The organism is Devosia sp. LC5 (assembly GCF_000735585.1).
Taxonomy (GTDB): domain Bacteria; phylum Pseudomonadota; class Alphaproteobacteria; order Rhizobiales; family Devosiaceae; genus Devosia.
Genome location: NZ_JNNO01000001.1, coordinates 169,762 through 190,430, shown reverse-complemented (window position 1 = coordinate 190,430; position 20,669 = coordinate 169,762). Strand labels below are relative to the sequence as shown.

The 20,669-nt window shown below is 61.5% G+C and carries 17 protein-coding genes; 16 read left to right on the top strand and 1 reads right to left on the bottom strand.

Going from position 1 to position 20,669, the window contains the following annotated elements; all coding sequences use genetic code 11:
- The 3 genes from FF80_RS00885 to FF80_RS00875 are packed head-to-tail and all read left to right on the top strand — an operon-like array spanning position 1 to position 4,434.
- Positions 1 to 732 (top strand): hypothetical protein, encoded by a 732-nt coding sequence (locus FF80_RS00885; RefSeq protein WP_052153027.1) that lies wholly within the window; start codon positions 1 to 3, stop codon positions 730 to 732.
- Positions 725 to 2,896 carry an RNA degradosome polyphosphate kinase gene (locus FF80_RS00880; RefSeq protein WP_052153052.1) on the top strand — a complete coding sequence of 724 codons (2,172 nt, stop codon included), beginning with the start codon at positions 725 to 727 and terminating at the stop codon, positions 2,894 to 2,896. Before FF80_RS00885 ends, FF80_RS00880 begins: the two co-directional genes overlap by 8 nt.
- Positions 2,893 to 4,434, top strand: coding sequence for a Ppx/GppA phosphatase family protein (locus tag FF80_RS00875; RefSeq protein ID WP_052153026.1), 1,542 nt, complete (start codon positions 2,893 to 2,895; stop codon positions 4,432 to 4,434). Before FF80_RS00880 ends, FF80_RS00875 begins: the two co-directional genes overlap by 4 nt.
- A gap of 9 nt (positions 4,435 to 4,443) precedes the next feature.
- On the opposite strand, the gene rnd is transcribed toward FF80_RS00875, so the two are convergent.
- Positions 4,444 to 5,613: a ribonuclease D gene (gene rnd, locus FF80_RS00870; protein WP_035096806.1), complete on the bottom strand. Its 1,170-nt coding sequence runs from the start codon at positions 5,611 to 5,613 to the stop codon at positions 4,444 to 4,446.
- 200 nt (positions 5,614 to 5,813) lie between these two features.
- Here rnd and aspS point away from each other — a divergent pair, with 200 nt between their 5' ends.
- From aspS to lpdA, 13 genes are all read left to right on the top strand, one after another.
- Positions 5,814 to 7,607, top strand: a complete 1,794-nt coding sequence (aspS, locus tag FF80_RS00865) for an aspartate--tRNA ligase (RefSeq protein WP_035096805.1) — start codon at positions 5,814 to 5,816, stop codon at positions 7,605 to 7,607.
- A 142-nt stretch (positions 7,608 to 7,749) separates the two neighbouring features.
- Positions 7,750 to 9,348: an EAL domain-containing protein gene (locus FF80_RS20760; RefSeq protein ID WP_152558217.1), complete on the top strand. Its 1,599-nt coding sequence runs from the start codon at positions 7,750 to 7,752 to the stop codon at positions 9,346 to 9,348.
- A 113-nt stretch (positions 9,349 to 9,461) separates the two neighbouring features.
- A complete protein-coding gene (locus FF80_RS00855; RefSeq protein WP_052153024.1) occupies positions 9,462 to 11,747 on the top strand; it encodes an NADP-dependent malic enzyme in 2,286 nt (761 codons plus the stop codon).
- Complete coding sequence (locus tag FF80_RS00850) at positions 11,744 to 12,034, top strand: Dabb family protein (protein ID WP_035096804.1); 291 nt, start codon at positions 11,744 to 11,746, stop codon at positions 12,032 to 12,034. Before FF80_RS00855 ends, FF80_RS00850 begins: the two co-directional genes overlap by 4 nt.
- 272 nt (positions 12,035 to 12,306) lie before the next feature.
- Positions 12,307 to 13,278 (top strand): ribose-phosphate pyrophosphokinase, encoded by a 972-nt coding sequence (locus FF80_RS00845; RefSeq protein WP_035096803.1) that lies wholly within the window; start codon positions 12,307 to 12,309, stop codon positions 13,276 to 13,278.
- Positions 13,279 to 13,339: 61 nt separating this feature from the next.
- Complete coding sequence (locus tag FF80_RS00840) at positions 13,340 to 13,738, top strand: septum formation initiator family protein (RefSeq protein ID WP_152558216.1); 399 nt, start codon at positions 13,340 to 13,342, stop codon at positions 13,736 to 13,738.
- Between the two features lie 115 nt (positions 13,739 to 13,853).
- A complete protein-coding gene (gene pdhA, locus FF80_RS00835) occupies positions 13,854 to 14,873 on the top strand; it encodes a pyruvate dehydrogenase (acetyl-transferring) E1 component subunit alpha (protein WP_035096801.1) in 1,020 nt (339 codons plus the stop codon).
- 9 nt (positions 14,874 to 14,882) lie between these two features.
- Positions 14,883 to 15,254: a hypothetical protein gene (locus FF80_RS00830; RefSeq protein ID WP_035096800.1), complete on the top strand. Its 372-nt coding sequence runs from the start codon at positions 14,883 to 14,885 to the stop codon at positions 15,252 to 15,254.
- On the top strand, positions 15,255 to 16,643 hold the full coding sequence (locus FF80_RS00825) for a pyruvate dehydrogenase complex E1 component subunit beta (protein ID WP_035096799.1): 1,389 nt from the start codon (positions 15,255 to 15,257) through the stop codon (positions 16,641 to 16,643). It begins immediately after the preceding gene.
- Between the two features lie 11 nt (positions 16,644 to 16,654).
- Positions 16,655 to 18,013 carry a pyruvate dehydrogenase complex dihydrolipoamide acetyltransferase gene (locus FF80_RS00820; protein ID WP_035096798.1) on the top strand — a complete coding sequence of 453 codons (1,359 nt, stop codon included), beginning with the start codon at positions 16,655 to 16,657 and terminating at the stop codon, positions 18,011 to 18,013.
- A 10-nt stretch (positions 18,014 to 18,023) separates the two neighbouring features.
- Positions 18,024 to 18,509 carry a hypothetical protein gene (locus tag FF80_RS21535; RefSeq protein WP_152558215.1) on the top strand — a complete coding sequence of 162 codons (486 nt, stop codon included), beginning with the start codon at positions 18,024 to 18,026 and terminating at the stop codon, positions 18,507 to 18,509.
- On the top strand, positions 18,506 to 19,156 hold the full coding sequence (locus FF80_RS00815; RefSeq protein WP_035096797.1) for an SGNH/GDSL hydrolase family protein: 651 nt from the start codon (positions 18,506 to 18,508) through the stop codon (positions 19,154 to 19,156). The genes FF80_RS21535 and FF80_RS00815 overlap by 4 nt, the downstream gene beginning before the upstream one ends.
- A gap of 20 nt (positions 19,157 to 19,176) precedes the next feature.
- Entirely contained in the window at positions 19,177 to 20,616 is a 1,440-nt protein-coding gene (gene lpdA / locus FF80_RS00810) for a dihydrolipoyl dehydrogenase (RefSeq protein ID WP_035096796.1), read from the top strand.
- Positions 20,617 to 20,669: the final 53 nt, after the last annotated feature.

Below are 20,669 nucleotides of genomic sequence, written 5' to 3'. Positions count from 1 at the left end.
ATGGACGAGACAAATGACACAAGGGGGCAGCTCGCCTTCGAGCTGTCGCATATTCCTGCCCAGGGCGAAGGCGATTTTCTGGTCGGCGAGGGCAACGCCCTGGCGCACGGGCGGATATTGGCTTTTCCGTATTGGTCCGAACCGCTGACGCTGCTGATCGGGCCGGCGGCCTCGGGCAAATCCCACCTGGCGCGGATTTTCGCTGATCGCAGCGGTGCGCATTTCGCCGGTGCCGGTGAGCTGGAGGCGCTGGCAACGCGGGGCGGGCGCACGCCGCTGGTGGTGGAGGACGTGGATCGGCTGGGCTATGACGAGGCGGGATTGTTTCACCTGCTCAACCAATCGATGCGCGACCAGCGGGCCATCTTGCTGACGGCGCGCGAAGAGGTTGCGCAATGGCCGCTGGCGACCGATGATGTGCGCTCACGGGCGCGGCGGGCGACCGCGTTCAGCCTCGAAATGACGGACGACATTCAATTGTCACAGATGTTCGTGAAACTGTTCGGTGATCGGCAGATCAAGGTCGATCCCAGAATCATTGGCTATCTCGTAGCGCGCATGGAGCGCTCAACCGAGGAAGTCTCGATTCTTGCTGACCTCATGGATAGGCTGGCCCTGGCAAAGGGTACGGCCATTACCCGCAGCATCGCCGCCGATGCGCTCGACCGCCGCGCGGTCGCTCGCGGCGCGGTGCAGCACGAACAGGATTGGGATGGGCCGGACGATGAATGAAATGAGCGATTTCGCCGAAGCCGACGCGGGCGTGCCCGATGCCGGGGCCCTGCGCGCCAGCCCGGCCCGGTTCGTCAACCGCGAAGTCAGCTGGTTGCAATTCAATATGCGGGTGCTCGAAGAGGCCGGCAATGAAAGCCATCCGCTGCTCGAGCGGCTGCGTTTCGTGTCGATCTCGGCCAATAACCTGGATGAATTCTACATGGTCCGCGTGGCCGGCCTCAAAGGCCAACTGCGGGCAGGGCTGTCCAAGCAAAGCGCCGACGGCTTGACGCCGGCCGAGCAGCTTGAGGAAATCGCCACACTCGCCCAGCACCTGCAACTGGAGCAGCAGGATCATTGGCAGAGCCTGCGCGAGGAATTGTTCGCGCAGAATGTGGTGATCCATGAGGAGGATGACCTCAGCGCCGACCAGGTCAATTACCTGCAGAAGCTGTTCCGTGAGGAAATCTTCCCCGTGCTGACGCCGATTGCGGTCGATCCGGCGCATCCATTTCCGTTCATTCCCAATCTGGGCCTGGCACTCGCCTTCGAACTGCGCCGCCCCGATAGCGACCAGCCGCTGACCGCTTTGGTGCGTATTCCAGGCAATCTCGACCGCTTCATCAACCTGCCGACGGGGCTCGTCTCGGAGGGCCGGACTGAAGTCGTTACGATAGACACCCTGGTCAAGTTGTTCTTTCACAAGATGTTTCCGGGCCACGAAGTGGTTGGTTCCGGTGCCTTCCGGGTGATCCGCGACAGCGAAATCGAAATCGATGACGAGGCGGCCGATCTGGTGGTGGAGTTCGAATCCGCCTTGCGCCAGCGCCGCCGCGGCCAAGTGATCCGGCTCGAAATCGAGAGCTCGACGCCCCGGGCGCTCAAGCGCCAGATTGGCGAACAGCTGGGCGTCAAGGATGGCGATATCTTCGAGGTGCAAGGTTTCCTCGGGCTGGCCGATGCGCGCAAGGTCTGCGATGTCGAGCGGCCTGATCTCAAGTTCACGCCCTATCTGGCGCGGTTCCCCGAGCGCATCCGCGACTATAATGGCGACAGTTTTGCTGCCATTCGCGCCAAGGACATCCTGGTGCATCACCCATTCGAGAGCTTTGACGTGGTGGCGCAGTTCCTGATGCAGGCGGCGCGCGACCCTGATGTGGTCGCCATCAAACAGACGCTCTATCGCACCTCATCCGATAGCCCGATCATCAAGGCGCTGGTGATGGCGGCGGAAGCCGGCAAGTCGGTGACCTGCCTGGTCGAGCTCAAGGCACGCTTTGACGAAGAGGCCAATATCCGCTGGGCGCGCGATCTGGAGCGGGCAGGGGCGCAGGTGGTATTCGGGTTCATCGAGCTCAAGACCCACGCCAAGATGAGCCAGGTGGTCCGCCGCGAAAAGGGCAAGCTGGTCAGCTATTGCCACATCGGCACGGGCAATTATCACCCGATAACTGCCAAGATTTATACCGACCTGAGCTATTTCACCATCGATCCGGCGATCACGCGGGACGTGGCGCGGGTGTTCAATTTCATCACCGGCTATGCGCGCCCGACCGAGCTTGAGACCATCGCGGTTTCCCCCGTCAATCTACGCCAGACGCTGATCGACGATGTTGGCCGCGAGATCGAACATGCCCGCCAGGGCAAGCCGGCCAGCATCCTGCTCAAGATGAATTCGCTGGTCGATCCGCAGGTGATCGACGCACTTTATGACGCGAGCCAGGCCGGCGTGAAGGTCGACCTGATCGTGCGCGGCATCTGCTGCCTGCGGCCAGGCATTCCCGGCTTTTCGGACAATATCAGGGTCAAATCGGTCGTCGGCCGCTTCCTCGAACACAGCCGCATCTATTGTTTCGGCAATGGCGAGGCTATGCCCAATCCGAATGCGCGGGTCTATATTTCGTCTGCCGATATCATGGGCCGGAACCTTGATGGGCGCGTGGAAATCATGGTGCCTATTCTCAACAAGACCGTGCATAAGCAGATCCTGGACCGGATTCTGGTTGCCTATCTGCGCGACAACCAGCAGAGCTGGGAAGTGTTGCCCGACGGCAGCTCGCACCGCATTCGCATGGCCGAAGGCGAAGAGCCGTTTAATGCGCACGATTATTTCATGACCAATCCTTCGCTGTCGGGTCGCGGCAGCGCCGGAATAGGTGAGGGCGACGAGGATACGGTTTGACACAATTCTGGGGGGTCGATGCCGATCCAACGGCACAGGGGCGGATCAAGGGCGCAAAGCCCGTGGCCGTCCTCGATATCGGCTCCAATTCCGTCCGCCTGGTCGTCTACGAGCGCCACGCGCGCTCGCTGACGCCGCTCTATAACGAAAAATCCGCCTGCGCCCTGGGGCGCGGCATTGCCCAGACCGGGCGCCTGGCCGACGCCAATGTCGCCCAGGCGATCGAGGCCATCAAGCGCTTTGCGCTAGTGGCGCGGATGATGCGGGTGGGCAAAGTCTATGTGCTGGCGACCTCCGCGGTGCGTGACGCGGCCAATCGCGAAGACTTCGTCAACGCCGTCGAAACCATCATGGACACCAAGGTCCAGGTGCTGAGCGGCGAGCGGGAGGCCCATTTCGCAGCGCTGGGCGTGGTGGCCGGCATTCCGGGATTTGATGGCATTGTTGGTGATCTGGGTGGCGGCAGCCTTGAGCTCTCTGCCATCAAGAACGGCAATGACACCAATGGAGAATCCTACGAACTCGGCGTGATCCGCCTGCAGGACGACAGCAACGGCAGTCCGGTCAAGGCCGCGAGCATCGTGCGGGAGAGGCTGGAAGCCTCCATCCTCAAGACCGTCGCGCCGGGCAATAGTTTTGCGGCCATTGGCGGCACCTGGCGTTCGCTGGCCAAGCTGCATCAGGTGTTGCGCGACTACCCGCTGCAGATGGTGCAGCATTATACGGTACCCGCCGAGGACATGATCGCGCTCTGCACCGAGATCGTCGAGGCTGGCTCGCTCAAGAATTATCCTGGTTCTGAATTCGTCAGCTCCTCGCGACGCGATCTGGTGCCGTTCGGTGCCGCTGTGCTAGGCGAAGTGTTAAAGACCGGCGCCTTTACCAATGTGATGTTCTCGGCGCTGGGCGTGCGCGAGGGCTATCTGCATGGCTTGCTCGACCCCAAGGAACAGGCGATCGATCCGCTGATCCAGGCGGCCGAAGAGCTCTCCGTGCTGCGCTCGCGCTCGCCTTCGCATGCCAATGACCTGATCGAATTTACCGGGCAATATTTTGCCGCCGCGGGCATTGTGGAAACGGCTGAGGAAACGCGGCTGCGCACCGTGGCCTGCCTTCTGGCCGACATTGCCTGGCGCGCCCACCCCGACTATCGGGGCGTGCAGAGCGTAGATGCAGTGGCCTATGGCTCCCTAACCGGTGTGGATCATCCCGGTCGCGCCTTCCTCTGCCAGGTCATTGCCGTGCGCTATGGCGGGCTCAAGATGAAGGGCATCGACCAGCCATTGCTGGCCCTCGCCACGCCGGATGCATCGCAGCGCGCCAAGCTGATCGGGGCGCTGTTCCGCGTCGCCTATCCGATGACGGCGGCCATGCCGGGGATACTGCCGCGTATCCGCTTCGAAGTAGATGGCAACGTGCTGGCACTGGTGCTGCCGCAGGACTTCGCGTTTCTCAATGGCGAACACCTGAGCGGACGGTTAGACCAGTTCGCCAATCTGGCGGGCTACAAGGCCTCGTTCATTCGAATCGCGAGCTAGGCGGAGCGGCTATTCGGCCGCTTCTGTTTGTGCCACCGGAAATTCGACTATCCCCTTGCGGGTGGCAACCAGGCCTACGCGGCCGTGCTTTATCGCCAGAGCCTTTTCGCCGAACAGCTTGCGGCGCCAGCCCTTTAGGGCGGCGACATCGGCCTCGTCATCGAGCACCAGGGCATCGATATCGTCGGAGGTGGCGATGATACGGGCGGCGACGCCGTGTTGCTCGGACACTGATTTGAGCAGCACGCGGATGAGATCGCCCACCGCGCCCTTGGGCGAGGGGCCGCGATAGCGCTCGGGCATGGTCGGCAATTCGGCCTTGCCCAGCGCCTCGACGTCCTTGAGCAGCGCCATGATCTCGGCGGCGGCTGAGCTGCGGCCAAAGCCACGCGGTACCGCGCGCAGTTTGTCGAAGGCATCGGGGGTCAACGGGCGCTGCATGGCCAATTCGAACAGCACGTCATCCTTGAGAATCCGGCTGCGCGGCTGATCGCTGTCCTGCGCGCGTTTTTCGCGCCAGCCGGCCAGCACCTTGAGAGCCGCCAGGTCGCGCGGGCGGTTGATCTTCATCTTCAGCCGTTCCCAGGCATTTTCCGGCTGCACGACATAGGTATCGATGCTGCGCAACACGCCCAGCTCGTCTTCCACCCAATCCCAGCGCTTGGTGGCATCGACCTGCTTGCGCAGTTCGCGATAGATATCGCGCAGATATGTGACGTCGGCCAGCGCATAGGTCAACTGCTTTTCCGAGAGCGGGCGAGCGGACCAATCGGTAAAGCGCGAGGACTTGTCGAGTTCGACGTTGGTGATGGAGCGCACCAGATTGTCGTAGGAGACGCTATCGCCGAAGCCGCAGACGCTGGCGGCGACCTGGGTATCGAAAATATTGACCGGCACCTTGCCGCTCAACTTGACGAAAATTTCTACGTCCTGCCTTGCGGCATGGAACACTTTTGTGACCTCTGGATTGGCCAGCAGCGCGAAGAAGGGGGTCAGATCGATCCCCGACGCCAACGGGTCGATCAACACGGCTTCATCATCGGTCGCGGCCTGGATCAGGCAAAGTTTTGGCCAGTAAGTGGTTTCGCGCAAGAACTCGGTATCAACTGTCACGAAGTCGAACTTAGAGGCGCGGTCGCAGAAGGCCGCGAGCGCATCTGTGGAAATTATGGCGTCCATACCGGTTTCCGTCTCAAAATAGTCAAGATTGTTCCTAGCAGGTGCTGCCGCGTCACTCCAGAAGTGAATCTTTAAGCATAAGGAATTGGTTAGCGCGGCGGGGTGATGCAACCCCACCACCCGGACCGGCTCAACTTGACAAGCATGGCGACCCATGCGCTTTTCCGGCCCAAGATTCCGGCCTTTTACCGAGTTCCGACATGACAACACATCGCTACCGCTCGCACACCTGCGGGGCCCTGACCGCCCAGGATGCAGGCCAGACCGTCCGCCTCAGCGGCTGGGTGCATCGTATCCGTGACCATGGCGGCCTGCTCTTCATCGATCTGCGCGACCATTATGGCCTGACCCAGGCTGTGATCGACCCTGATTCTCCGGCCTTCGCCGCTGCCGAGAAAATCCGGGCCGAATGGGTGCTGCGCATTGACGGAGAAGTGAAGCTGCGCGACGCGGCAGCCGTGAATCCGAACCTGCCCACCGGGGCAGTCGAAATCTATGTACGCGAGATCGAAGTGCTCTCGGCGGCCAAGGAACTGCCGCTGCCGGTTTTTGGCGATCAGGAATATCCCGAGGATGTGCGGCTCAAGTATCGTTTCGTCGATCTGCGCCGCGAGAAGCTGCATGCCAATATCGTCAAGCGCACCAAGGTGATCGCTGCGATGCGCCGCGAAATGGCGACGGCCGGCTTTGCTGAATATTCGACGCCGATCCTCACCGCATCTTCACCCGAAGGTGCGCGCGACTTTCTCGTGCCCAGCCGTATTCATCCCGGCAAGTTCTTCGCACTGCCCCAGGCGCCGCAGCAGTATAAGCAGCTGCTGATGGTGGCCGGCTTCGACCGCTATTTCCAGATCGCGCCCTGTTTCCGCGACGAAGATCCGCGGGCCGATCGCCTGCCGGGCGAATTCTACCAGCTCGACCTGGAAATGAGCTTCGTGACGCAGGAAGACGTGTGGGATACGATGACCCCGGTCATTACCGGCATTTTCGAGGAATTTGCCGATGGCAAGCGCGTGACCAAGGATTGGCCGCGCATTCCCTATGACACAGCGATCCGCAAATATGGATCGGACAAGCCCGATCTGCGTAACCCCATCGAAATGCAGGCGGTGACCGAGCATTTCGCCGGCTCCGGCTTCAAGGTGTTTGCCGGCCAGATCGAGGCCGATCCCAAGGTCGAAGTGTGGGCCATTCCGGCCAAGAATAAACCCGGCGCCGAGCCGATCGGCCGCGCATTCTGCGACCGCATGAATGCCTGGGCGCAGGGCGAGGGTCAGCCTGGCCTTGGCTATATTTTCTTCAAGGACGGGCAGGGCTCAGGCCCCATCGCCAAGAACATTGGGGAAGAGCGCACCGCCGCAATCAAGGCTCAGCTCGGCCTTGCCGATGGCGACGCCGTGTTCTTCGTCTGCGGGCGCCCGGCCAAGTTCTACAAGTTTGCGGGCGAGGCCCGTACCAAGGCGGCGACCGATATTGGTGTTGTCGACACCGAGCAGTTCGCCCTGTGCTGGATCGTCGATTTCCCGTTCTACGAATGGGACGAAGAGGAAAAGCGCGTGGATTTCGCTCATAACCCCTTCTCCATGCCGCAGGGCGGGATCGAGGCGCTCAACAGCCAGGACCCGCTGACCATCAAGGCCTATCAGTATGATGCGGTCTGCAACGGCTACGAAATCGCCTCCGGCTCGATCCGTAACCAGCTGCCCGAGACCATGGTCAAGGCGTTCGAGCTGACCGGCAAGAGCCGTGACGAGGTGGAGGAGCAGTTCGGTGGGCTCTATCGTGCGTTCCAGTATGGCGCCCCGCCACATGGCGGCGCGGCATTTGGCGTTGATCGCATCGTCATGCTGATCTGTGGCGTGCAAAACCTGCGTGAGATTACGGCCTTCCCGATGAACCAGCAGGCCGAAGACTTGCTGATGAACGCGCCGAGCCCGGCTTCGGCCAAGCAGCTGCGCGAACTCAGCATCCGGCTGAACGTGCAGGACAAGTAGGTCCTGCCGGCAGAGCCAACGAGGGCGGGCACCCGACGGTGTCCGCCCTTTTCGTTTCCGGCGGTTAATCAGCGTTAATGATGCGTTAAATGCCTGTTGCTACCGCTATGGCGGCGAAGAACTATTTTCCCGGATTCGTTTTGTGCAGTCGCGGTATTCCCACATCCTGATGCTGTTGGGCGCCATTCTGGCGTTCGTGCCCATCCTGGCGGTGGATTATCTGCTCGACGCCTATGTGCGGGTTCGCGAAAAAGCGGTTATTCAACAATCCGCTAGCGTGGTTAGTTCACAAATCGAAATCGGTGCGATGGATGCGGTGGCCTCGCTGCGGCGGGTGTTGGCGGCTAGCCCCTCGCTTTGCACGCCGACTTTTGTTGCCAATGTACAGGACGAGATTGAATCCAGCCTTGATCTGAAGCAGGTGCTGGTCGAGAATGCCGATGGTGTCCAATATTGCGACGCCTTCGGCCGCACGGTTTCCTATTCGCCACTGTCGCAGAGCCTACCGATCCCGGGACATACCGAGACGATCACCGTGGTCAAGCTGGGGCAGATGGCGATGCCCGCGCTCAAGATCACCCAGGTGTTCGGCATGACGCGGCGGGTTTCCGCCTTCGTGCCGCTGGCCAGCCAGAGCCAGGCGGGCCTGGCACACATCATCCCGGCCGCCGGCGTGCTGCGCGTAGTGCTGACCAATGGCACCTCGGTGTTCACCCTGGGCGATGCGACCGCCTTTGACGGGCAGGGCGGCACTGAATTCATCTCGGCCCAGAGTTTTGCCGGTGAATTGCCGCTCAAGATCGAAGCGGCCGTGCCGTTCGCCGTGGTCCGCGCCGGCTATGCCGATCTCGATATAAGCTTCACCGTCCTGGCCTGCCTGATGAGCGCGGTGTTCCTGCTGACGGCCTTGCACTATGTTCGCCGCTCGCGCGTGCCCGCCTTCGATCTGGAACGGGCCATCGCCCGTGGCCAGATCAAGCCCTATTACCAGCCGGTGATCAATCTGCGGACGGGCGAGTTGGTCGGCTGCGAAGTGCTATGCCGCTGGGAAAAGCGCAATGGCGAAGTGGTGCCGCCCGGGGCGTTCATCGACTATGCCGAAGTCACCGGCCTCGCCATTCCGATGACGTTGTCGCTGATGCAGCAGGTCAAGTTCGACTTGGGCGAATTGTGCCGGCAGATACCCGAGCTCAAGGTATCGATCAACCTGTTCGAGGGCCATTTCCGCGATGGCAGCATTATCGAGGACGTGCAGGCCATTTTCGGCGGCTCGCCCATTGCCTACCGGCAGTTGGTGTTCGAGATCACCGAGCGCCGCCCGCTGGCCAATTCGACCGTGGCGATCAGCGTGATTGCCGGGCTGCACGCGCTGGGCGCCAAGCTGGCCATGGACGATGCGGGCACGGGACATTCCAACCTGGCCTATCTCGCCACGCTGGGCGTCGATGTGATCAAGATCGATCGGATATTCGTCGACATGGTCAAGCCGGACACCACCCAGGTGCCGGTGCTGGACGGCTTGATTGCCATGGCCAAGGATCTCAATTGCGAGATCGTGGCTGAGGGCGTGGAGACCGAGGCGCAGGCACTTTACCTGCGAGCGCGGGGCGTGCTGCATGCCCAGGGTTTCATTTTTGCGCCTGCTCTCAAGGTCGGGGCGTTCAAGGAACTGGCCGTTGCGCTGCAGGCCACCCAACCACCGCGCCGTCGCGGTGAGGCTGCGGTTGCCAGCGCTGCCTAGAAGGCAAGTACCCTTCGGACATTAGGTCTTTTCATCCTGCCGGATTGATGGCACGTACGCGTGCCGGCAATCCATTTGCATTGATCGTTGCCGGATCGCCAGGAGAATACCTCGTGTCCACCGACATCAACGAGCAGCGGAAAGCCCTTCGCGAAGCGGCCCTGCATTTCCATGAATTCCCCAAGCCGGGCAAGCTGGAAATCCAGCCAACCAAGCCGCTGGGCAATCAGCGCGATCTTGCGCTTGCCTATTCCCCTGGCGTTGCGGCGCCCTGCGAGGAAATCGCGGAGAATCCCGACAGCGTCGCGCGCTATACTTCGCGGCAAAACCTGGTCGCGGTGATTTCCAACGGCACGGCCGTACTCGGGCTGGGCAATATCGGCGCGCTGGCATCCAAGCCGGTGATGGAAGGCAAGGCGGTGCTGTTCAAGAAATTCGCCGGCATCGACGTGTTCGATCTCGAAATCGACGAGATCGAGCCCAAGAAATTCATCGACGCCGTGGCGCCGCTCTGGCCGACCTTTGGCGGCATTAATCTGGAAGATATCCGCGCGCCCGATTGCTTTGAAATCGAGGAAACGCTGCGCGAGCGCATGCCGATTCCGGTGTTCCATGACGATCAGCATGGTACGGCCATCATCGTCGGCGCAGCTGTGCTGAATGGGCTCGAACTGGCCGGCAAGAAGATCGAGGACGTTAAAATCTGCACGTCCGGGGCAGGGGCTGCGGCCATTGCCTGTCTCAATGTGCTGGTCGCGCTGGGTGCGAAATACGAAAATATCTGGGTCGCGGACAAGGATGGCCTCGTTACCCATAAGCGCAACGACGTCAATGACAAATGGCGCGGCCAATTCCGCCGCACCAGCGAGGCGACGAGCCTGGCCGAAGTGATCGATGGCGCCGATGTATTCCTGGGCCTGTCGGCGGCCGGGGCGCTCAAGCCCGAAATGCTGAGCAAGATGGCGCCCAAACCGCTGATTCTGGCGCTGGCCAATCCGAACCCGGAAATCATGCCCGAACTGGCCAAGGAAACCCGGCCGGACGCCATGGTCTGCACCGGCCGCTCGGACTATCCGAACCAGGTCAACAATGTGCTGTGCTTCCCCTTCATCTTCCGCGGTGCGCTCGACGTTGGTGCCACCACGATCAATGAGGAAATGAAGCTGGCGGCGGTGCGCGCCATCGCCAAGCTGGCCCACGAGCCCGGGCTGGAATCCTCGCCTTCGGGTGCGCCCGCCGTCTATGGCTCCGAGCACATCATCCCCAACCCGTTCGACCAGCGGCTGATTCTGCGCATCGCGCCGGCCGTCGCCCGCGCGGCGATGGATTCGGGCGTGGCCAAGAAGCCGATTACCGACTGGAAGGCCTATCTCGATAGCCTTAACCGGTTCGTGTTCCGCTCTGGGCTCGTGATGAAGCCGATCATCGATCGGGCCCAGGGGCAGAACAAGCGCCTCGCCTTTGCCGATGGCGAAGACGAGCGTGTACTGCGCGCTACCCAGGTGCTGCTCGAGGAACGCATTGCCCGGCCAATCCTGATCGGCCGTCCGGCCGTGATCGAGGCACGCATCGAGCGCTTCGGGCTCAACCTCAAGCCCGGCACTGATTTCGAGATCATCAATCCCGAGGACGATCCGCGCTATCGCGATTATGTTGCGCTGTTCCACTCGCTTGTTGGCCGCGACGGCGTCACGCCCGACACCGCCCGGCAGATGGTGCGCACCAATACGACCGTAATCGGTGCCCTGGCTGTCAAACGCGGCGAGGCCGATGCGCTGATCTGTGGCCTGCAGGGGCGCTTTATCAAGCACGTGCGCGATATCCGCTCGGTCATTGGCTTGCAGGACGGGCTTAATGACGTGTCGGCGCTCTCCATGCTGATCATGCCGCGCGGTGCCTTCTTTCTGGCCGATACCTATGTCCACCAGGACCCGACCGCCGACGAAATCGTGCGCATCACCCTGCAGGCCCGGGACCACCTCAAGCGCTTCAACATCGAGGCCCGCGCGGCGCTGCTCAGCTATTCGAATTTCGGTTCGCGTGACGGCGACAGCGCCTACAAGATGCGGGAGGCTTATAACAAGCTCAAGGCGATCGCCCCCGACCTGATCGTCGAAGGCGAAATGCAGGGCGATCTGGCGCTCAATCAGGAATTGCGCGAGCGCTATGTGCCCGACACCGTCCTGACCGGCGAAGCCAATCTACTGATCTTCCCGAACCTCGATGCGGCAAACCTGTCCATGACCTTGCTCAAGGAAATGAACAATGCGCTCTCGGTCGGCCCGATCCTGATGGGGCCGCGTTCGCCGGCGCATATCCTGGCGCCGTCCACGACCAGCCGCGGCATCGTCAACATGGCCGCGATCGCGGCCAATGAAGCGATCGGGACCGAAGCATGATCCGGCATACCGTGGTCTTCACGCTCAAGCATCAGCCTGGATCGGTGGAGGAGGGTGCCTTCCTCCGCGATGCCAAAGTGCTGGCAGGCATTCCGGGCGTCGAGAAGTTCGAGCAGTTGCGGCAGGTCAGCTCGAAGAATGATTATGCCTTCGGCTTTTCAATGGAGTTCGCCGATCAGGCTGCCTACGCCGGCTATAACGAGCACCCGGACCATGTTGCCTTTGTGCGCGACCGCTGGGCGCTCGAAGTCGACCGGTTTCTGGAGATCGACTACGCCGCGCTTTGATCCTGCGCTAGGTGGCGACCGAACTATCGCATCCGCCCCAGCTCACCTCGCCCCTCAGGGGAGCGGTCGGCGCGTAGAGCCGGGTGAGGGGTGCGATGCTACAACAAATGCGATGTACCCAGAAACGCACCCCTCACCCTGGCCCTCTCCCCTGAGGGGCGAGGGGACGATCGAGTACCTGGATAGCGCGAATATTAATACCCCCGCTTGCCTGCAAGCGACCGCTGCGGTAGAGGGCTGTCACCGCCCTCAAGCAGGCCGAGGATGTCCCGATGAATCAGATCGCTGTATTCGGTGGCAGTTCGCATCCAGAGTTGGCGAGGGACATCTGCGCCCAGCTCGGCGTCCCGCTTCACCCCACTCTCGTGAAGCGCTTTTCCAATGACTGCCTCGAAGTGCAGTTGCAGGCCAATTGCCGCGAGCAGGACGTGTTCCTGATCCAGACATTGAGCGCCCCGGTGCAGGACCATCTGGTGGAGCTGCTGCTGATGCTCGATGCGGCACGCGGCGCTTCGGCTTCGCGCATTACGGCGGTCATCCCGCATTATTCCTACGCCCGCTCCGACAAGAAGGACGCCCCGCGCATTTCCATCGGCGGCCGTTTGGTGGCCGATCTGCTGACTACAGCAGGCGCCGACCGCGTGCTGACCATGACCCTGCATTCCCCACAGGTGCATGGCTTCTTCAGCGTCCCGGTCGATCATCTGCACGCCCTGAGCGAATTGGCTGCCCATTTCCAGCGCTATGATCTCAGCAACACCGTGGTGGTTTCACCGGACCTGGGTAATGCCAAGACCGCTGCGGCTTTTGCCAAGCGGCTGGGAACATCGGTGGCCGCAGGGGCCAAAGAGCGCATCAGCGATACCGAGGTACGTATTTCGGCGATCATCGGCGAAGTGCGGGGACGTGACGTCATTGTACTCGATGACGAGGTCGCCAGCGGCGGATCGATGATCGAACTGCTGGAGCATTTGCGGGCCAGCGGCGTTCGCTCGATCCGCATCGCCTGCACGCATGGCATTTTCGCCGGCTCCGCCTTGCATCGCCTGGCCGCTCAACCCGGCCTGGCCGAAATCGTCTGTACCAATACACTCCCCATCGCGCCTGAACGGATGGTCGATAAGCTCACCGTGCTGTCGGTTGCACCGGCATTGGCGGAGGCCATGCGGCGCATTAATAGCGGCGAGTCGGTTAGCGCGCTTTTTCACGATGTTACGCGCCCCGAGCAGGCGGCAGCGGAATAGCGAAACCCGGCGTTAAGGCATTTTCGGCCATACTGGCCGGGTTCAGTATTTCGGTTTGACCATGCCCACCCGTCTCAAGCGTCCGGCCTTTTGGCGTCCATTGGCAATGACTGTGGCCTTGCTCGGGTTTCAGGGCTATTTGGCCTATTCGGCGATCAGTGGGCAGTTCGGCATTGATAATCGGGGCCAGATTCTGGCTGATATCGATGTACTTAAGGCGCGGTCTGCGGCGTTGCAGGCCGAAATCGACGCGTTCCGCCACCGCTCGACACTGATGGACGGCCGGCGGCTTGATCCTGACATCGTCACCGAGCGCGCGCGGGCACTTCTGAACATGGCCAATGCGAACGATATTATCGTCATGGTTGATCCGGTGAGCGGTAAACCACTTTCCGGTAAATTCAATGAATTAGCCAGAGATCAGTTAAACGCAATTATCTCTGCAGATTCAATCCTCTAGCATTGATCTGATCTGCTGCGTAGGCATTGCTTTCCGCCAATCGCTTGCACTATGATGGAGTTGTGTGGCCAATTCGGGCCTTGCGGCAATTCCATTCCGATGCGGAGCGTTCCCTATGGCGCGTAAGGCTGTGGCCACCAAGGCCAAGACGCAATCCAACATACCTCAGCTGACCAAGGAACAGGAGCTCGAAGCCTATCGCGAGATGCTGCTGATCCGCCGCTTCGAGGAAAAGGCCGGCCAGATGTATGGCATGGGCCTGATAGGCGGCTTCTGCCACCTTTATATCGGCCAGGAAGCCGTCGTCACCGGCATCACCATGGCCAGCGAGAAGGGCAAGGATGCCCAGATCACCGGCTATCGCGATCACGGCCACATGCTGGTCATGGGGCTCGACCCCAAGGGCGTCATGGCTGAGTTGACCGGGCGCCAGGGCGGCTTGTCGAAAGGCAAGGGCGGCTCGATGCACATGTTCTCCAACGAGCATCGCTTCTATGGTGGCAACGGCATTGTCGGCGCGCAGGCTTCGCTGGGCGCGGGCCTGGGCTTTGCGGCCAAGTACAAGGGCGACGGTTCGGTCTCCATCGCCTATTTCGGTGACGGCGCGGCCAATCAGGGCCAGGTCTATGAGAGCTTCAACATGGCAAAGCTCTGGAACCTGCCGGTCGTGTTCATCATCGAAAACAACAAATATGCCATGGGCACCTCGATCGAGCGCTCCTCGGCAACCACCGATTTCTCCAAGCGCGGCGCTTCGTTCGACATTCCGGGCGAGCAGGTCGACGGCATGGACGTGCGCATGGTCTATGATGCCGCCAAGCGCGCCATCGAGCATGCCCGCTCCGGCAAGGGCCCGTTCATCCTCGAAATGCTGACCTATCGTTATCGCGGCCATTCGATGTCCGACCCGGCGAAATATCGCACCAAGGACGAAGTGACCAAGTACCGCCAGGAACGCGACCCGATCGAGCAGATCAAGGCGCGGCTGCTGGCCGAGGGCTATGCAACCGAAGAATCGCTCAAGGCAACCGAAAGCGAAATCCGCGCGATCGTGACCGAAGCTGCTGATTTTGCCACCAACGATCCAGAGCCGGATGCATCCGAGCTATGGACCGACATCACCATCTCAGCCTGAGATCAGTAGATGTCAGCGCTCCTCGGTGTGATCGTGCTGTTCGCAATATTGGCGTTGGTCCTTGCGGTCCGGCAGGCCATCGCGATCACCCGTCTGGCGCCGGCCAGCGAGCAGATCGGCTCGTTCTTTCCGCTCGGCTGGTGGAAGTTCAATAAGCTGGACGCCAAGGCCGGACCGCAAGCGGCTGTGCCGCTGGCGATCTATAAACGCGCCGTCATCGCCTTCCTGATCTTTCTGGTGCTTGGTCTGGTGCTGAGCGGTTGGGCTGCCAATCGCCCGGCACCGGCCGAGAGCACCACCGCCTTTACTCAATCCAATAGTCCTGAAATTCCTGCCCGCCGCGTGGCCGCGATGCCCGGCGCCCCCTCGCTGGAGAGTTAAATGCCCCAAATTCTGATGCCTGCGCTGTCGCCCACCATGGAAGAGGGCAAACTGTCCAAGTGGCTGGTCAAGGTCGGCGATAGCGTCAAGTCCGGCGATGTGCTGGCCGAGATCGAAACCGACAAGGCCACGATGGAAGTCGAGTCGGTCGATGAAGGCGTGGTCAAGGAATTGCTGATTGCCGAAGGCACTGACGCGGTGAAGGTCAATACCCCGATCGCGCTGATCCTGGCCGAGGGCGAGACCGCCGAGGCTGCTCCTGCCGCCCGGACCGCGCCTGAGCCGGCTGAGGCTCCCGTGGTTCCGGCCGAAAAGGCGGCCGAGGCGGCACCAGCCGCCGCCACTGTGCCGGCTGCACCAAAGTTCGAAGCCCAAAGCGATCCGGACCTGCCTGAAGGCGTCGAGATGGTCGAGATGACCGTGCGCCAGGCGCTGAACGAGGCGATGGCTGAGGAGCTGCGCCGCGACAAGGACGTCTTTGTCATGGGCGAGGAAGTCGCCGAATATCAGGGCGCCTACAAGATCACGCAGAACCTGCTACAGGAATTTGGCCCCGAGCGCATTATCGATACCCCGATCACCGAACATGGCTTTGCCGGGCTCGCCGTCGGCGCGGCCTTTGCCGGGCTCAAGCCGATCGTGGAATTCATGACCTGGAACTTTGCCATGCAGGCAATCGACCAGATCATCAACTCGGCCGCCAAGCAGCTTTATATGTCGGGCGGCCAGGTCACCGCGCCCATGGTGTTCCGCGGCCCCAATGGTGTTGCCTCGCGCGTTGGCGCCCAGCACAGCCAGGACTATTCGGCCTGGTACAGCCATGTTCCCGGCCTCACCGTCATCGCGCCCTATAGCGCCGCCGACGCCAAGGGCCTGCTCAAGGCCGCCATTCGTTCGCCCAACCCGGTGGTCTTCCTCGAAAACGAAATCCTCTACGGCTCGACGGGCCTGGTGCCCAAGGTGGATGATTTCGTGCTGCCGATCGGCAAGGCGCGTATTGCCCGCAGGGGCGCTGATGTCACCATCGTCTCGTTCTCGATGGGCATGCGCTACGCGACCCAGGCCACCGAAAAGCTGGTTGCCGCGGGCGTCGATGTCGAACTGATCGATCTGCGCACCCTGCGCCCGCTCGATAGCGACACAGTGATCGAGTCGGTCAAGAAGACCGGGCGCCTGGTGACTGTGGAGGAGGGCTGGCCGCAGGGCGGCATCGGCGCCGAGATTTCGGCCCGCGTCATGGAACAGGCATTCGATTATCTCGACGCCCCCGTCATGCGCGTGACCGGCAAGGATGTTCCAATGCCCTACGCCGCCAACCTCGAAAAGCTGGCACTGCCCAACGTCGATGAAGTCATCGCGGCGGTCAACGCCGTGACGTACCGCTCGTAAGGAGAGACGAGATGCCGATTGAAATCACCATGCCGGCGCTCTCTCCCACGATGGAAGAGGGCAAACTTGCCAAATGGCACGTCAAGGAGGGCGACAGCGTCTCCTCCGGTGACGTGATCGCCGAAATCGAAACCGACAAGGCCACGATGGAAGTCGAGGCCGTTGACGAAGGCAAGATCGGCAAGATCATGGTTGCCGAAGGCACCGATAACGTGAAGGTCAACGCGGTCATTGCCGTGTTGTTGCAGGAAGGCGAGGACGCCAGCGCCATCGGGGCGGGGGCGAGCAAGCCGGCCGAGGCGCCCAAGGCTGATGCTCCGAAAGCCGACGCCGGCACGGTGATGCGCGCAGACGCCGCAACGCAGACCGCGCCGACTGCCAAGGCCGATCCGGCGCCGGTTGCCAATTCTGGCTCCAGCGCCCCGGCCAAAACCGAAGGCGGCAAAGTGTTTGCTTCGCCACTCGCTCGGCGCCTCGCCAAGGAAGCTGGCATTGATGTGTCGGCCATTGCAGGCTCCGGCCCAAAGGGGCGTGTCGTCAAGTCGGACGTCGAGGCTGCCAAATCGGGCAAGGGCGCAACCAAGCCTGCTGCAGCGACGGCATCGGCCGGTGCGGCTCCTGCGACCGGCATGAGCAAGAACCAGGTCATCGCGCTGTACGAGGAAGGCAGCTACGAGCTGGTGCCGAACGATGGCATGCGCAAGGTCGTGGCGGCTCGCCTCACCGAATCCAAGCAGACGGTGCCGCATTTCTACCTGACGCTTGATTGCAAGATCGACGCGTTGCTGGCGGCACGCGAGCAGATCAATGCCACTGCGCCCAAGAGCAAGGAGGGCAAGCCGGCCTTCAAGCTTTCGGTCAATGACTTCGTGATGAAGGCCTGGGCCGTTGCCCTGCAGCGTGTGCCCGCGGCCAATGCCACCTGGGCTGGGGACTCGATCCTCTACCATAAGCGCAGCGACGTGGCGGTTGCCGTGTCGGTGCCCGGCGGGCTGTTCACGCCCGTGGTCAAGTCCTGCGATGCCAAGACGCTTCGGGAAATCTCCGAAGAGGTCAAGGACCTGGCGACCCGCGCCCGCAACAAGAAGCTGGCACCGCACGAATATCAGGGCGGCTCGTCCTCGGTATCCAATCTGGGCATGTTCGGCATCAAGGACTTTGCCGCGGTCATCAACCCGCCGCATGGCACCATCCTGGCGGTCGGGGTTGGCGAGGAACGCGTCTATCCCGAGAATGGGCAGATCAAGATCGGCCAGTTCATGACCGTCACGCTCTCCTGCGATCACCGCGCCGTCGATGGCGCCTTGGGTGCCGAATTGCTGGGTGTGTTCAAGGGCCTGATCGAAAACCCCGTGATGATGCTGGCCTAAGGGGACATTGATGCGTTTGATTAAGTTGGCTGTTGTCTTGTTCAGCTTTTGCCTACCAACCGTTTCAACAATTGCTTTGGAAATAGTTGGTGCGCGCCCAACGTCGGTACTGGAGGCAACTCCCGAGGAAGTAAGGGCTGCTTTTGCCGGCCAAACGCTGGTGATGAAACGCCCGCCTGACAACTACGGTTTCGGCAGAAAGGTCATACCGATGACTTGGTTCGTTGCCTATTTTTCTGAGAACGGCCAGGTTTTGGCGTGGCGGCCACGTGAGGCTGAAGTGCTAGCGGGGCGATGGTACGTTGACGGTGTTTCTTTGCTCTGCTTGCAGTTTGAGGGTAGCCCAGGCGGTTGCATGTCAATCCCTGGCGCAATTGGTGCCTTCGTGGATTCTGCACGCGGCAATGTTTTCTCCTTACGGGCAGGCGGCGTGGTTCCAGGTCCTCTGCCGTTCGCTGAGCGTATTGCTAAGATCCAGGCGGCCATTGGACAATGAAAACCATCCTCGCCTATGGCGATAGCCTGACCTACGGCGCCAATCCCCAGGCTGGCGGCCCTCGCCACGCCTATGAAGACCGCTGGCCGAGCGTGCTCGAACAAGGCCTGGGCGGCAAGGCCCGGGTCATTGCAGAAGGTTTGGGCGGCCGTACTACGGCATCGGATGATTGGTATGCTGCGGCCGATCGCAATGGGGCTCGCATCCTGCCGACGCTGCTCGACAGCCATTCGCCGCTCGATCTGGTCATCATCATGCTGGGCACCAATGATCTCAAGCCCGCCGTGTGCGGTTCGGCGCTCGAGGCCTCGTTTGGCCTGCGCCGGCTGGTGCAGATCATTCGGGGGCAGGCGGCCGGCAAGGGCGAAACTGTGCCGCAGATCATCCTCGTTGCGCCGCCGGTGATCTGCGACAGCGACAATGCCGACATGCTCGGCCATTTCGGCGGGTTGCAACATGGGCTCGAACAATCGAGCCAGTTTGCCGCGCACTATGCGCGCCGTGCGCAGGAGTGGAATACCGGTTTCTTCGACGCGTCCACGGTGGCCAAGGCCGACCCGGCTGACGGCGTTCATCTCGATGCGGCCAATACCCGCGCCATCGGCGTCGGGCTCGTGCCCGTCGTCAAATCCATGCTCGGCCTCTAGGCCAAACTCTGGAGGCCAAAATGGCTGACCAATACGATCTTCTCGTCATCGGCGCCGGTCCGGGCGGCTATGTTGCCGCCATTCGCGGTGCGCAGCTCGGCATGAAGGTGGGCATTATCGAGCGCGAGCATATGGCTGGCATCTGCTCGAATTGGGGTTGCATCCCCACCAAGGCGCTGCTGCGCTCTGCCGAAATCTACGGCCATATGAGCCACGCCAAGGACTACGGCCTGACGGTGGAGAAATTCGGCGTCGACATTGATGGCGTGGTGAAGCGTTCGCGCGCGATCGCCGCGCAGATGAATAATGGCGTCCAGTTCCTCATGAAGAAGAACAAGGTCGACATCATCTGGGGCGAAGCCATCATTACCAAGCCAGGTGAAGTCAAGGTCGCCCCGACCAAGAAGTCTATCGTGCAACCGCAGGGTCCCGTGCCCAAGAACGCGCTTGGCGAGGGCACCTACAAGGCCAAGAACATCATCATTGCTACCGGCGCGCGCCCACGCGTGCTGCCCGGCATTGAGCCCGATGGCGACAAGATCTGGACCTATTTCGAGGCAATGAAGCCGGCCGCCATGCCCAAATCGCTGGTGGTGATGGGGTCGGGCGCGATCGGCGTGGAATTTGCCTCCTTCTATCGCTCCATGGGCGCGGAAGTGACCATTATCGAGCTGCTGCCGCAGATCATGCCGGTGGAAGATGCCGAGATTTCCGGCCTCGCCCGCAAGCGGCTGGAAAAGCGCGGCATCAAGATCCTGACCGATGCCAAGGTCGCCAAGGTGGAAAAGACAAGGGACGGCGTGGTCGCCCATGTCGAACTCAAGTCCGGCGAAAAGCAGCAGATCGCCGGCGACAAGCTAATCTCGGCCGTTGGCGTGCAGTGCAATATCGAAGGGCTGGGGCTTGAGACCGTTGGGGTCAAGACCGAGCGCGGCGCCATCGTCATCGATGGCTATGGCAAGACTAATGTGGATGGCATCTGGGCCATTGGTGACGTCGCCGGTCCGCCGATGCTGGCGCATAAGGCCGAGCACGAGGCTGTTATCACGGTCGAGAAAATCGCGGGGCTCAAGGTGCATGGCCTCGACAAGCTCAAAGTGCCGGGCTGCACCTATTGCGAACCGCAGGTGGCAAGTGTTGGGCTGACCGAGGCCAAGGCGAAGGAACTGGGCCGCGAGATCAAGGTTGGGCGTTTCCCGTTTGTCGGCAATGGCAAGGCGATTGCCTTGGGCGAGCCCGATGGGCTGGTCAAAACCATTTTTGACGCCAAGACCGGGGAGTTGCTGGGCGCTCATATGATCGGTGCCGAAGTTACCGAGTTGATCCAGGGCTTCGTCATTGCGATGAACCTGGAGACGACCGAGGAAGAGCTGATCCACACTATCTTCCCCCACCCGACGCTGAGCGAGACGATGAAGGAGAGCGTTCTGGATGCCTATGGCCGCGCGCTGAATATTTAGCGCGCCACCGCTTACGCCGTTGCCACGACCTCGCCCTGCTACGCGTGCAGGGT